Source organism: Oligosphaera ethanolica (assembly GCF_030814695.1).
Lineage (GTDB): Bacteria > Verrucomicrobiota > Lentisphaeria > Oligosphaerales > Oligosphaeraceae > Oligosphaera > Oligosphaera ethanolica.
The window spans coordinates 1496852-1510567 of record NZ_JAUSVL010000001.1 but is presented as its reverse complement, the minus strand read 5'-3'; the positions used below and the strand labels follow the sequence as shown (position 1 = coordinate 1510567).

The following is a 13716-nucleotide window of genomic DNA, read 5'->3' as shown; positions in this document are numbered from 1 at the left end:
CGCGTCGGCACGATCAGCCGGGCTGTCGGTCATGCTTCCCTGAAAGCGAGGGAACGACGGCTCGCTTGTCTTCGTGTGAGCAACGAGGCCGATGGAAAAAGACTCGCGGTCGCCATGGACGGGGGGCGCGTCCTCATACGCACGAACAAGCGCGGGCGCAAGACCGCCAAGGGCTATCATACCTATGTCGCCGACTGGCGTGAACCGAAGCTGTTCATCATCTACGAACTGGACGCCGAGGGCCGGAAAATGCGCAAGGGACTTGAACGCTGCGACGGCACCATCGGCGGCCCGGAGGACATCACTCGGCTGTTGGTAGCGGAGCTCAGGGCGATGGGCGCGCAGAACGCGAAATCAATCACGTTCCTGGGCGACGGCGCAAAATGGATATGGAACAGGATTGACCAGATTATCGAAGAAGTCGGCATCGACAGAGCGCGCGTGTCAACCTGCCTTGACTACTACCACGCGGTCGAGCATCTTGCACGCGTCGCGGAGGCTAAGACGTTTGCAAGCCTGATCGAGAAGCGCGCGTGGCTCGACAACATGAAAAAACTGCTCAAGAAGGCTCCTCCCGCAGTGTTCCTGGCTGAACTGGCCAAATCAAGACGGCGTGGCAACGCGGTCATCAGGCGAGAATATGCGTATTTCAAGACCAACATGTCGGCAATCGACTATGCCAGGCTCAGCAGAGAGAAACAGCCGATTGGCTCTGGAGCGATTGAAAGCGCCGTGCGCAGAATCGTGAACCTGAGAATCAAAGGTGCGGGCATGTTCTGGAAGCAGGAGAACGCGGAGGCGGCGCTCCACCTGAGGTGTCAGCTTAAAACCAACAACTGGAGCATGTTCTACGCCGATTTACTCAATGGCCTGGCTGCATAGGCGCTACCCACTTTTGGGAATTGCACCCAAAAGGCCGCAGGGACAACAGATATCAATGACTGACCGATGACTTTTTTCCCTCCATTAATTCTGAGTTTTGGGTGGCGAAGTTGAGATTGCTAGAAACAACTTAACGCTTATAGGCTGAAGCCTGGGGTTAAGCATGGTCGTGCCCCTACGGGGCAAATTCATGCATAACCACCTGATAAGGAGTCTATTGTCAAAAAGCCTTTCGCAAAAGAAGAGTTTCGGTCACATTGGCGCAAATACAAGTGTTCATCACAAGATGTCGCACATTAACAATTTTTGATAATGGGCGGGCATTTAGGACACCTAAAATGGGAAATTCCAGATACCCGTTTATCATTTGCTGGTCTTTGCCTGAGGACTCGTCAAGGCGTTTTGGCCTGCATCGGGCAAACAGGCGGAACGGTCAATCACAAGGACATTCTATAGTGGGCTCCCCAAATAATTGGATAAAGCTATACGTATAAATACAATGAACCAATTGTCCACCTCGACGTGTCCGGTGCACTGCATGAATCCAAAAATCCACTAATAATTCGTAATTTTTAGTTTTTGACTTTTTGGGCCACTGTATGCGGCGTAGTCGGCGGAACGATTTGTGCAATCAGGAAGGGGTTTTCTCAGCGAATATACTTGCCTGTTTTTTCCTTATACATTCTCAAATAATTGGCAGAAAAAACTATGAAAAACTCAGAAGAAAATATGAACGTTTTGTTTTCTATTCACCCGAAATGGAAATCCGTCATTGAGAAAAAATGGCCTGATTGGACACAACCGTCAGAAGCTCCAGGACTTGATTTGCAGTTTGCGTTTGTCGATGACAAGCTGCAAGATGAAATGCACAATCTATATGTATCCAGTGGGAACGATGAAGAGTTCTTCATATTAGAAGTTCCGTCCATACGCGAGCTATTCCGTGGCAACCGTAATCCTGGCAGCTTGGGGAATACCACCGATGTGAAATATATGTATATCATCACCTATGTGGAAACACAGTGGATTGCCCTTGTCAATGGAGAATTTCTTGATGTTCCCAGAGACATGACAATGAAAGAAATCTACTCGCAGCTGCGTCGCAGGCCGGATGGTTCCTCACATAACACCGATGCCATCTATTCCGTTATCTGGCAATGCTTAGCCTTTTTGACCGGTGTCATGGAAATCAGTGAAGCGGAATATACAGCCATTCTTTCACGCTTGGTGCGCAGTGCATCGACTTTTTACACCAGCGCTGCCTCTAAGAATATGTATGAGCGACTTTTAAATGTCTACTGAGCACATTTCATCAAAATCCTAGAGTATATCATAATTTCTGGAATTGTGCGGAATTTTGTGATAAAACGAGGGGCTTGACACGGTAGTTCTGAATCCTTTGTCCGCGTTGTAGGCGCAAAAACATGGATATTGAATGGTGGTGGTTTTCGGCCTGCACCTGACAAATTTCGTCGTCAGGTTGGTCAAGTTCGGCCCATAGGGCCGCACCATGCATAGCTCAGGGTGAGGCGCCCGGAGGGCGCTGCAGCCCGTGGCGTGAAGGCAACTTAGAATTGCGCCCGGCGGGCGCCACATTGACGAGGCACGCCGCGTTTCACGCGTCAGCGAGAGGCATGCCGTGCATCTGTTATCAATCACTGAGCGATTACGTGGAAGGCTCAGGAAACCCCTTCACAACATTTGACAATATTACATCGCCACCTACTTTTGCTTTGCTCGATGTTCGCACCTACGGTTGATTATCGGATTGGACCACAATGACAAGACTGCTGACTCATTCCATACCTGCCGTTCTCCTGCTCTGCGCCACCGGGACGGGGTGCGCGGTGGTGCCGAATGGCGCTGCCCCCCAGGACCACAGCGGGCCGGTTCTCCTCTTCCGCAGCGGCTTCGAGGCGGACACCGCAATCGAGCAGGTGTCGGCCACGAGCGACAAGCTCGTCGGAGCCGACCGTTCCGTCGCCGGCAACAACAATTGGACCACCATCGCGCCGGACACGAACGGCAGAATCCACGGCGGCAAACTGAACTACAACCCTGGGGACTGGACCTGCCGCCAGGCAATCATCGCGCCGGACCCGACCGACCCGGACAACCGCGTCCTCCGCCTCCGGGGGGTGCCCTCCCCCGAGTCACCCAAATTCCGCATCCAGGCCGATTTTACATCCCCGGTCCAGCAGGGTTTCAAGGAGTTTTCCTGCTCGGTCAGGCTCACTGTTCCCGAGACCATGGCCGCCCTGCGGGACTACCCGAAGGCGATTACTTGGCTGACGGTCGCGGAGTTCTGGAACGATTCCGCCTGGACCTCCCGCGAAGACACCGAATACGCCTTCCGGGTGACCGTCGGCATCGGCAAGGACGCCGGGGCCGGGGAGGAGCTGTATTTCCGCATTTCCACCGACGACTTCAGCCACACGGGAACCGGAGCGAACCGCAAATACAAGCAGATTCATCTCGAAGTGGAGCGGGCCGCGCACTTCCCGATTCCGTTCGACACATGGCTCACGCTGGAGTACCACTTCCGGGACGGGGACCAGAACGAAGGGTTGTTCCGCCTGGCCGCCACCCCCGCAGGAGGGGAGCGCCAGGAAATCTGCACGCTGCACTCGATCATGCACAGCCCCCAGAATCCCGATCCCAAAGGCGTCACCTACTGGGCACCGATCAAGATGTACACCTCGGCGACCCTCGCCGCCTGGATGCAGTCCCAAGGCAGGGAACTCGAACTCCTCTTCGACGATCTCGCCATATGGACAGGCCCCCCGCCCGGCAGTCCGGAACCAGATGCTGGATTATAACATAAATCCCGTAGGGTACCCTGAAGGAACGCCATGGCATACCCGCCGTCGCTGACCTCACGATCGGCGCCCGTCACGAGGCCGTTCACCTCCTGGGGCAGTCGTCCTTGGCTTGCTCCGCCATCGCCTGCGGGATTGCCGACGGCTGCGGCCTCACCCAGGCGTTTGCGCAATCGATCAGCCATTGATAATGGATGCACACCTTGTCTCTCTGGCGCGGTGGGACGAGACGTGCCAAGCCAACCTCAACTTTTCATCTCTTGGAAGTAACTACATTATTTTGCCATCGTCTGGCGGTGGCAGTAGCGCTTCCCGGGTCGACGGCGAGTGCCGTGAGCATCCCCGGGGCCACGACCTCGAAGATTTCCCTCGCCTTGAGCGGCACTTCGGCCACGATTCTGGAACCATCGGGGTAGGCTACGGCCCTGAGCTTCCGTGCCTGGTCAAGGGCCTTGTTGACCGAAACGTGCCCTAGCAGATCAGCCTTGCGGAGCGCGTTCTCAAGCAACTTGAACAAGGTCACGGCGATGAAGGCGAGGAAGAGCCGTCCCTCCACGCTGTCATCGCCGGCGGAACGCAGGCGATCATTGCCCGTTGAGTTTTTCAGGATGTCGAAAACCTTTTCCTGGCAGTCCCGGCTGCGGTTGTCCCGTAGCGTCTCTTCGGCGTTGGCTTCGCGATCGCTGTTGAGCACCATGAACATACCGAGGTTTTTCATCGTTGCCGCGTAGGTCTTTTCAGCAACGCAGACCTGGAAATCGCCATCTTTCGAGATGGCCGCGCAATCGCCTTCCTCGCGCGGGCCGCGGGTGGCCTTCCTGACCGAGAAGAGGTCTGCCTTGCTCTTGCCCGCTGTCGCTGTCAGCCACGCCTGGGCGTCCTCAAGCGTGGAGAAGGATGTGCGCGAAAAGTCCGTCATGATACCGTGAAGCAGTTCTGCCAGTTCGCGTTCCTGCCTGGCTCGTTCGCATTTGTTCAGAAAGAGATGGGCCGTGGCGGCGAACCAGCTGTCTTTTTCGCCTTTTCGCCCGCGTTTGGTCACAACGTAGGTATCCGCCGCGTGGTGCAGCGTCGTGTCATCAAAGGTGACTATGCTTTTGAAGGAACGGAACTTCAGCCGGTTTTTATCCAGCAGCCGCTGCGCCTCGCGGTTGTTGCTCACAGGCACCCCGATGGTGAAGCCCAGCTTTTCGTTGTGAAGGTAATGCAGGTTTTCGGCGCTAAAAAAACCTCTGTCCAAGGAGAAGGTATAGGCCGACAGTCCGAGCTTGGAGATGGCTTGCGAGGTGTTTATCAAGGTAGTGACATCAGCGATGCTTCCATGTATAAGCCTGTAGAACAACGGCAGATGCGTCTCTCGCGAATAGACCATATTCAGGTTGACCTGCGGCAAGTGTTCGCCATCACGATTGTGTCCCCATTCGGCCAGGCAGAGCTTTTCCGCGTAACTGGAGATGGACGTGGTGTCACTGATCAGAGCTTTCGGGTTGCCGCTGGCCTTGAACCAGGCACGGAAAAAGTCGTTACGCAGGTCCGAATGCTCGCCGAGGTGCTGAAGCAGCCGAGTCATCGACGACGGCGACAACGACAGGTCTGCGTCGCGCAAAGACGTGTCGTCAGCCCAGTCTTCAAGACGGCAAAGCGCGCCCCCTTCGCAGCACTCAAAAATGGCCGCGGCCAAAATGCGTTGAGCGTCCTGTTCGCCAAAGGCGCGTATCAGGGAGCCATGCAGGCCGCTGTCGCCGGCAAGTCGCGCAAGCAGAGAGACGCGGCCCAGTTCAACGTCGTGACAGGATGTCAGGGTCTTGAGCACAATCTCCCTTTCGCGAAGCAGGCGCTTGCGCCCGGCATGGACGACCTTGCGCCCGCTGTAGCTGATCCCCTTGGCCTGCAGCAGGGCGACAAGCTCCGCCGTGGGCTCGGGGCAGCTCCTGCCCAGTAGCAGGTCCGATGCATCCTGGTCGAGGACGCCAAGATAAACCCGTTTTTGCACGGGATAGGTCCGGCCCTCCACCCGATGGCTGTCAACCAAATAGACATGAACGCGGTCTTTGCCGAAACGTTGCTGGACAATATATGACATGCGCGCCTCCTTGACAGGAGCTGGTGTAGTTACTCCTGTTAACAAGACAAAGTAACTACAGAAAACAAAAAAACAAGCTCAAAAAGCTTGTAGTTACTTTATTTTTTCAAAAATTATGAAAAGTTTAGGAAGCCAATGTGGCGCCCTCCAGGCGCAATTTCAAGTTGCTGTCACACCCCGGGTTGCGGCGCCCTCCGGGCGCCTCATCCGGGGCTATGCATGGTCCGGCCCTGCGGGCCGAACTTGGCCGATCTGGCATTTTACTGCCGCTTCTCGGCCAGGGAAACGGGCGCGTTTGACTCAGCCAGAAGCTCTATGTGAACGACATTGTGAAAAGTGCCCAAAAGTGGCATTTGCCTGGCCCCGGCCGCGAAAGCATTGGAAGAAGAGGAAGAAACGGCTTTTTCCCCTCAGCAAGCCGAGAAGAAGAGGGGCCAAGGTGGGGCCAGAATACATGTCGATAGTGGTACACTTTCAACTTGGCGTTGATACTCTATGGGGTTGTTCGATAATTACGTTTTCAACTATACCCAGGCACGCTGAAAGCGTGCGACATTGCAAACAAAAAAGGTGAGGTTCCATTGCCTCTTCGGCCCCAGTCAGCTGCGCCGACTGGGGCCGAAGAGGCCGAGGAACACGAGCGCAATAGGCGCTGTACCCAGGGCGGCGCTCCGCCTGCGGCGGCGCTTGCCCTGGGCTACGATAACAGCAGTGGGTAAGGTAGAGGTTATGAGCCTCTACCTCCCCGTTGTAGCGATGGGGTCATTTCCCCATATTTACCAGCGTGCCGGTCTGGCACTGGGCTACCCCTACTCAGGTTGCCACGTTTCGTGGGGCAACTCGTCGTGTTTTACCATACTCATCTTTGTACGTGCAGAACTGTTCCAGTGTCAAGAGCCCAAGTTTCTGGCTGAAGTACCTCACGCTGATCCGGCGGTTGTCGTCGTAGTTCTTTCTCTTCTTCTTCATGGCCCGTAGTCGCATGCGGATCCACGAGTCGAGTTTTTGGAAGAGCCACCGGCAGGTTGCGAAGGGTTGCGCGAAGTAGTTTGCCGTGCCCCGTATGACTTGGTTGAGCGCATTGATCACGGTCTCGTCAAAGTTTCGCGAGCGTGTGGTTATTTCCCTGACCTTGTCTTGAAATTTGTTCCTTGACTTGTCGCGCATCAGGCGCGATCGTACGGACAGACGGAAACCGAGGAATTCGTATCCTTTGCCGTATGTCGTCAGCCTCGTCTTCTCCTCGCTCAGCTCTAGTCCGAGCTGGATCAGGCATTGCCTGACGACCTCAAGGGCTCCTTGCGTCTCGGCCTTAGTTTTCCCGAGCACGACGAAGTCATCGGCGTACCTGACATGCAGGTATCCGGCTTCGGCTAGTGCCCAGTCCATGTAATCGAGGACGACGTTTGCCAGTAGCGGGGAGATGACCCCGCCTTGTGGCGTGCCGATGGTTGTCGGCTTGAACACGCCGTCCTCCATGACTCCGGCCTTGAGGAACTTCTCCACAATGCCAAGAACGTTTCCATCAGCTACGCGCTGGCACACGGCGGCCATGATCACCTTGTGCGGCAGATTGTCGAAGAAGCCCTTGATGTCGGCGTCCAGCACGTGCCGGTAGCCTTGTTTGTGCAGCTCCAAAATCCGCTCGATGGCACTGTGACAGCCGCGCCCTTTTCGGAAGCCGTGGGACGCGTCGTGAAAAAGCGGTTCGAAGATGGGTTCAAGAAGCCTTCGCAGGACTTCCTGTGCCACCCGGTCACGCACGATTGGGATGCCCAGGGGGCGGGTTTTTGTGCTTCCCGGTTTTGGGATGTTGACGCGGCGCAGCGGCTTGGTCTGAAACGTCCCGCCCTTGAGGTCGCGCATGAGCGCGTCCAGATTGGGGCTGAGGTTTGCTTCAAACATCTCCACGCTGACCTTGTCCACCCCTGCTGCTCCACGATTGCTTTTGACGGCCTTGAAAGCCTGCCTCATCAACTCGGGGGTTATGCGGCCGGTCAATGAGTGTGCTTTGATGATTTTTGGCATGGTTAGCCTTTCACGTCGATGTTGTCACGCAGTCGCCTCCGGCATGTTTTGGGACCGTCTCCTAGCGGTTGCGTTTCGTCAGCAAGAACCTGACTGGGCCTTTTGTGGCCCATTGCGCCTGTGCTAGCTTGTCTCGTGGTCTGCCTTCGGTTTCCACGTCGCTTTTCGGTTTTGTCTTTCATCGGGTGTTGCGTGTCCCCGACTACTCCGACTCTGCTGCCGTCTCCAAACCGGGGGCCGTTAGGCACGTTCCCCTGACCAATGCTTCAACCCGACCTTTCGCGTAGCGCTTATAGTGCTGGGTTTACCGCTCCTCTGCGGACACTGTGAGACTTTCACCGGTCATGTCTCGAAACCATTTTCCCTTGATGATAGCCCGTTGCATCCGGCAGGTTCTTCCGTGATAACCGCTGTGTCTACGGGAGAGAGACTCGGGGGAGTCCCAGTGCTTCGCTTAAGGGCGGTAGCTCGCACACGCAACCAGACCTAAATGCCATCCTCAAGAGTACCGTTGCCTGGCTCCTTCGTTACGACCCCTTCTTCGGGACGTCCCCGTGGGTGTCGCCCTAGCTGCGTACCTCATCACCTCGTTTGTGAGTTCGAGCAACGGTTTCTGTACGATCGCGGAATCGCACAGGTAGGTTTTGGCTGTTATTGCTGACCTCCTTCCTTTTGGCCTTACCGTTTTCAAAATGCTAGACTTAGTTTCGGACACTGCGGCTCACGCGCCCCTCTGGGGCGCTTGCCGCTTCGCGGCCAGGGAAATGTTGGCCGGCGACAAGGTATGACATGAAAGAGCGTTTGCACTGCAATGTGTAAACGTAATTAATGAACAGCTTCTTAGTGTCTGCCCCCAGCGAATAATGACCACGGAGGAAACGACTCACATGAAAAACGTCTCTTGGCTCCTGTTGGGTGCCGGCAATATCGCCAAAATCCGCGCTGGCGCGGCTTTGCGGGATGCCGCGGGGTCCGCGCTGGTAGCGATCTGCGACCGCGATAGCGACCGCGCTGAGGCTCTCGCCGCGCAGCTACAACTGCCGGTGACCATTTATACTGATTACGACCAGGCCCTGGCCGAAAGCGGCGCCGAGGCGGTCTATGTGGCCACTCAGGCGCCCGCGCATGTCCCGTGCTCGCTCAAGGCCATGGCCGCCGGCAAGCACTTCCTCTGCGAAAAACCCCTGGGCCTGGATGGCCAAGACGCCGCCGTGCTTTACCAGGCGGCCAAGGACTCGCCGCTGGTCTGTTCCTGCTCCGACTACCGGCGCCTGTCCGAGCATATCAAACTGCTCGAAAACCTCGTTCGCAGTGGCGAGCTGGGCGAGCTGACCTTCGGCTGGATGAACTGGATTGCCAGCGCCCGTGCCTGCGGCAACACGCCTTTGTCCCGCGCCGCCGGCGGCAGCCCGCTGAAGACCCTGGCCTTTTACATCTTCGACATCGTCCACAACCTCTTCGGTATACCTGTCAGCGTGCAGGCGGCAGCCGCGCGCCATTTCAATCCGGGCAACGACAGTGAAGACGTCTCCGCCATCATCATGCGCTTCCCCAATGGGGCGCTTTTCTCGCTCAATGTCGTGATCACCCCGTGGGCCAGGAACGACCGCATCGAATTTCACGGCACCAACGGCTCGGTCATCATGGACAAATGGCCGCCGTCAGGCAACGGCCCCGTCATCATTAACACCCAGACCGGTGGGCAGCGCAGCGTCACCCCGGTGACCAACACCAACTGGCACCTGCCCATGGTCGAAGACTTCTGCCAGGCGGTACGCCAAAAACGCGCGCCTGTCTGCACGATCCGCAGCGCCTACATCACCGAACTCATCACCGACGCCGTCTTCCGTGCCATGGACTCCGGCAAGGAAGAACCAGTACTCACGGAAGGACTGCTCTGATTATGGCTAAAACCAAAGTCCTCATGATCGGCGGCACCGGCATCATCAGCACGGACTGCTCCCTGCTGGCCCTCCAGCAGCCCGATATCGACCTCTATCTGCTCAACCGTGGCAAGACCCCGAACTTCTTGCCGCCGGATACCAAGGCCATTCACGCCGACGTCAACCGCGAAGACGACCTGCGTCAGGCCCTCGCCGGCCATGATTTCGATGTCTGCTGCGACTTCTTCTCCTACGACCAGGCCGCCCTCGAAAGCAAACTCCGGGCGCTGCGCGGCCATTGTCGCCACTACATCTTCATATCCTCCATCATGGCCTATCGCGCCTCGGAACACCTGCTCAAGACCGAGGCGAACACCCCCATCGGCAATGCCCGCTGGACCTACGGCTGGGAGAAAAGCTGCTGCGAAATGCGTCTGCGCCAGGAGTGCGCCGACACTGGCATGGCCTTCACCATTGTCCGCCCCGGCTACACCTACAACCGCGTCCGTTTTTTCAATCCCTGGAGCATCTCCCACTGGCGCAGCTGGACCCTCGCGGAGCGCTTGCTCAGCGGCAAGCCCTACATCTTGCATGACGACGGCATGCAGCTGTGCACCATCACTCACACCAGGGATTTCGCCAAGGCCTTCGTCGGGCTCTTCAACAACCCGGCCGCCGTCAACGAGGATTTCCACATTACGTCCACGACCTACCTGACCTGGAAGCGCGTCGCCGAAATTCAGGCCGAGCTGCTCGGCGTCAAGCCGGTCTTTCATTGCCTGCCTGCCGAAAAAATCTGTGCGGTTGTTGGCTACGGCCCGGCTCAGAAGGTCGTCCACTGTTGTAGCCACGACATCTATGACAATTCCAAAATCCGCGCCGCCGTGCCGGCTTTTTCGTGCACGACGAGCTTCGAGGACGGCATGGCCGAGTCCATCCGTTTCTATCGCGACAACCCCGCCTACCAGCAGATCGACCCAGCCTGGGCCGCCTGGTTCGATACTCTCGCCAAGTACTCGGTTAGTCATTGATGTTGGATGTACGACAAGCGTCAGACTGTTGCGGCGGTACGCACCGCGCCTGACCAATGTGGCGCCCATGCGGCATTGGGCGGCTCAAATTTATACTGATGTCACGGGGAAGAGTGTTGCCGCGATGTTGGTGAATGCATTCACCAGTTCGTCGTGGATATTGGCGTAAGGCAGGCGTCCCTGCATGAATGGTACCCTGGTTGCTGCGTAGCCACCGCTGCGGGTAGACGTTTTCGCCTCCTCTAGTGACTGTCGATCCGGCGCATAGCCGCAGGCGCCGTTGCATAGACTCATCACCATGGGCATTGGCGCACGCAACTTGGATACCGTCTCATTTTTGATGGCCTGCATGATTTCGAATGGCGCGCCCAAAAACGCGAGGGGGCCCAGACGGATGCCCTGGACTTCCGCCGTGACGCTTGTCTTCTCGCCTGACTCCAGCAGCGCCATCATCTTTTTGACGCCCAGGTAATTCACGGTCCCCATCCGCACCTCGTGCGCGTCGTCGTTGGCCAGGGGCGTGTGCAGCACTTTTTCGAATTCTTCCTGCAATTCTTTCAGGTGTTCCATCGTGAAGTCCGACCGGGTAGAGAATTCAACGCTTTGCGATATGGTTGCGAGGTCATTGATCTGCAGCGGTGTGGCGGCGGCCAGTCCTTTGCGGATTGCGTTGGCAAAGCGGGCGGCGAACACGTCCAGGGCCAGCAGTGATTCATTTTCCGCCTTATGGACGCAGCCGCTATTGACATCGCCTTGGGCGCCCTGCAGAAAGATGCCGGTGGAGCCGGGGCATTCGCGCATCAGGTTATGGATGGCGATGGCAGGGTAATCGCCGTGGATGAAGTGATTTTGCTGGCAGCAGACGACGGGGTGACAGCCGAAATAGGCCATAAAGCCCTTTAGCTCGCCCTGCTTGTTGTCGAAACGGATGACGCGGCATTCGGTATCGGTCAATTCCGGCTTGGCGGGTTCCCAGTCCTCCTTGAGCACATCGGCCAATGGCGGGGCATCACGATCATAAACGCGATTCAAGCCGATATGCCGACAGGGCACCAGCGCCGCCGAGGCGGTCATGTCCTCCAGATTCTGAACGGCAAGAATACCCGCCTGGGCAATCTTGTAGGGGAGGATTTCCATATAGGGCGGGTCGGGCGTGCCCCAGCCGCGATCGCTAAATACGGTCGCCGGGCCGGAATGAGTGTGGCTCGTGGCAATCAGGATGTCCTGTTTCGCCAGGCCGGGGATTCGCGCGATGATGATGTCGCGAATCAGCGCGCAGGTTTCCGCCTGCAACGTACACAAATCGCAGCCGATGATGACGGCCATTTTACCGTCCAGCGCGAAGACGGCGGCGCGGGCGTCAAGATAATCGCGCACGGCGACGGCGTGTCGATTCAGGTAAGGGCCAAAGCCATAGAGGCCGACGCCAGCCCGGGGAGTGATGTCGTATTGTGCAAAACCGGCTTTCAACATTCGTGCAGCTCCTTTCGGTTATCAGCGATTTTGTGGATAGCGCTCGCGAGTGCATCGGCGTTGGCGCGATGGCTCATATGCCAGTGCATCAGGACAAGCATCCGTTCAGAGAGACGTTCTGCAGTCGGGCAGCCGCTGTTACGATAGTCCTTCTCGTGTAGATTGAACAGGAGGTGTTTGTATGCCGGCCCGTAGGTACCGTTGATGCCCATGATGCCTTCCGCCCGCAACGCCTGGAGGAATCGGGCTTTGGGGATGCCGTGCCATTCAGAGCCGTCAAAGATCAGTCCGCACGCATAATAGCCCTGTGGCGAAGCCATGCGTCCAGGGGCCTGGACGCGGAAGCCGGCGATGTCGCCCGTGAGCTCACGCAAGCGGTCGGTAAAGGCGTTGTAGCGATCAAGAAGTGCCGGCAGCTCGTCGAGTTGATCAAGCAGTATCTGCGCCGGGAAGGCGAGCCCGCGATAGTTGTGGCAGAGCAGCCCGGACGGTGGCGGAGTGCCGGCCTGGCCCTGCTGATCATAACGGGAGTAGCCGATGTGCTTCGTCCGATAAAGCAGTTCGGCGAGCTTGTCATCGTTGGTCAGGCAGATGCCGCTTTCACCGCCGCTGAGGGTCTTGCTTTGCTGAAAACTGAAGGAGCCGACATCGCCCCAGGCACCGACGCCGCGGCCACGCCACTTGCCACCCTGCATGTGAGCGCAATCTTCAACGACGGCTAGGTGATGCTTTTGCGCAATAGCGATGATGTGATCGAGGTCGGCCATGCCGCCATACAGGTGAACGGGTATCACCGCTTTGGTTCGCGTGGTGATCTGCGCCTCAAAGGCGGCGGGAGCGAGGGCGGCCGTCAGCGGATCAATATCGGCAAAAACCACTTTCGCGCCGACGTATTTCACGGCGGCAGCGGTGGCGATCCAGGTCAGTGCCGGCACGATCACTTCGTCGCCCGGGCCAATGCCGAGAGCCGTGAGGGCGCATTCCAGCGTCACGGTGCCATTGGCCATGAAAATCCCGTGCTTGGCGCCGTGGTACGCTGCGAAAGCCTGTTCAAATTCCTGCTCCTTGGGGCTGTTGAAGGACCATGCCCGGGACAGGTAGAGCTGCTTGAGTTTCTCGGCTGTCGCCTCGCACACTGGAGGCCACGCGGTTTCGATGAATTGTCCCACAGCGACGGGCGTGCCGCCATGAATTGCCAGGTGCTTCATTGTCGTTAGTCCTTCCATGGGCTGTACGCTGACCTCGGTGATGACTGTTTCAGTATCGTTTCGTTGCAACGTGAATACGGGAGCCGCCGGTGCCGCCTGGGCGGGCAGCCGGGCGGCGAAAAAAGCCTCAGCTGAGTGAAGTTGATAGAAAATCTGGCGAGACGACTTACCCACTGTCCGTCGTGGGCTCCCAGGAGCGATCACATTGATGCCATTCCGCCGAGAAAGCCAGCGGATTTTCCACAGGTTATACTACTTGTATCTCGTCTTTAGCGCAATAAACTGATGCTGGCATTTAGTTGATAAAAA

At 57.3% G+C, this 13716-nt stretch carries 9 protein-coding genes; 5 read left to right on the top strand and 4 right to left on the bottom strand.

The window, feature by feature from the left end; genetic code table 11:
* Positions 1 to 75: 75 nt before the first annotated feature.
* The 3 genes from J3R75_RS05185 to J3R75_RS05175 all read left to right on the top strand — a co-directional run bounded on the left by J3R75_RS05185 (position 76) and on the right by J3R75_RS05175 (position 3701).
* Complete coding sequence (locus J3R75_RS05185; RefSeq protein WP_307260305.1) at positions 76 to 882, top strand: hypothetical protein; 807 nt, start codon at positions 76 to 78, stop codon at positions 880 to 882.
* A 708-nt stretch (positions 883 to 1590) separates the two neighbouring features.
* Complete coding sequence (locus J3R75_RS05180; RefSeq protein WP_307260304.1) at positions 1591 to 2184, top strand: hypothetical protein; 594 nt, start codon at positions 1591 to 1593, stop codon at positions 2182 to 2184.
* A 476-nt stretch (positions 2185 to 2660) separates the two neighbouring features.
* Positions 2661 to 3701: a hypothetical protein gene (locus tag J3R75_RS05175; RefSeq protein WP_307260303.1), complete on the top strand. Its 1041-nt coding sequence runs from the start codon at positions 2661 to 2663 to the stop codon at positions 3699 to 3701.
* Between the two features lie 253 nt (positions 3702 to 3954).
* Here the strand turns inward: J3R75_RS05175 and J3R75_RS05170 are convergent, their stop codons facing one another.
* Positions 3955 to 5784 carry an IS1634 family transposase gene (locus tag J3R75_RS05170; RefSeq protein WP_307259221.1) on the bottom strand — a complete coding sequence of 610 codons (1830 nt, stop codon included), beginning with the start codon at positions 5782 to 5784 and terminating at the stop codon, positions 3955 to 3957.
* Positions 5785 to 6597: 813 nt separating this feature from the next.
* A complete protein-coding gene (gene ltrA / locus J3R75_RS05165; RefSeq protein ID WP_307260302.1) occupies positions 6598 to 7812 on the bottom strand; it encodes a group II intron reverse transcriptase/maturase in 1215 nt (404 codons plus the stop codon).
* A gap of 887 nt (positions 7813 to 8699) precedes the next feature.
* Between ltrA and J3R75_RS05160 the strand changes: the two genes are divergently transcribed.
* Entirely contained in the window at positions 8700 to 9713 is a 1014-nt protein-coding gene (locus J3R75_RS05160) for a Gfo/Idh/MocA family protein (protein ID WP_307260300.1), read from the top strand.
* 2 nt (positions 9714 to 9715) lie between these two features.
* The gene (locus tag J3R75_RS05155; RefSeq protein WP_307260299.1) at positions 9716 to 10726 is read left to right on the top strand and encodes an NAD-dependent epimerase/dehydratase family protein; all 1011 of its coding nucleotides are present in this window, start codon (positions 9716 to 9718) and stop codon (positions 10724 to 10726) included.
* A gap of 90 nt (positions 10727 to 10816) precedes the next feature.
* Here J3R75_RS05155 and J3R75_RS05150 read toward each other — a convergent pair whose 3' ends face one another.
* Both J3R75_RS05150 and J3R75_RS05145 read right to left on the bottom strand, forming a co-directional pair.
* Positions 10817 to 12199: a neutral/alkaline non-lysosomal ceramidase N-terminal domain-containing protein gene (locus J3R75_RS05150; RefSeq protein WP_307260297.1), complete on the bottom strand. Its 1383-nt coding sequence runs from the start codon at positions 12197 to 12199 to the stop codon at positions 10817 to 10819.
* The gene (locus J3R75_RS05145; RefSeq protein WP_307260296.1) at positions 12193 to 13407 is read right to left on the bottom strand and encodes a DegT/DnrJ/EryC1/StrS family aminotransferase; all 1215 of its coding nucleotides are present in this window, start codon (positions 13405 to 13407) and stop codon (positions 12193 to 12195) included. The genes J3R75_RS05150 and J3R75_RS05145 overlap by 7 nt, the downstream gene beginning before the upstream one ends.
* Between the last annotated feature and the right edge of the window lie 309 nt (positions 13408 to 13716).

Excerpts from the sequence above, each read along its gene's own strand:
- J3R75_RS05160 (WP_307260300.1), top strand. The coding sequence starts at position 8,700 with ATGAAAAACGTCTCTTGGCTCCTGTTGGGTGCCGGCAATATCGCCAAA.
- J3R75_RS05150 (WP_307260297.1), bottom strand. The coding sequence starts at position 12,199 with ATGTTGAAAGCCGGTTTTGCACAATACGACATCACTCCCCGGGCTGGC.
- ltrA (WP_307260302.1), bottom strand. The coding sequence starts at position 7,812 with ATGCCAAAAATCATCAAAGCACACTCATTGACCGGCCGCATAACCCCC.
- J3R75_RS05145 (WP_307260296.1), bottom strand. The coding sequence starts at position 13,407 with ATGAAGCACCTGGCAATTCATGGCGGCACGCCCGTCGCTGTGGGACAA.
- J3R75_RS05175 (WP_307260303.1), top strand. The coding sequence starts at position 2,661 with ATGACAAGACTGCTGACTCATTCCATACCTGCCGTTCTCCTGCTCTGC.
- J3R75_RS05180 (WP_307260304.1), top strand. The coding sequence starts at position 1,591 with ATGAAAAACTCAGAAGAAAATATGAACGTTTTGTTTTCTATTCACCCG.
- J3R75_RS05155 (WP_307260299.1), top strand. The coding sequence starts at position 9,716 with ATGGCTAAAACCAAAGTCCTCATGATCGGCGGCACCGGCATCATCAGC.
- J3R75_RS05170 (WP_307259221.1), bottom strand. The coding sequence starts at position 5,784 with ATGTCATATATTGTCCAGCAACGTTTCGGCAAAGACCGCGTTCATGTC.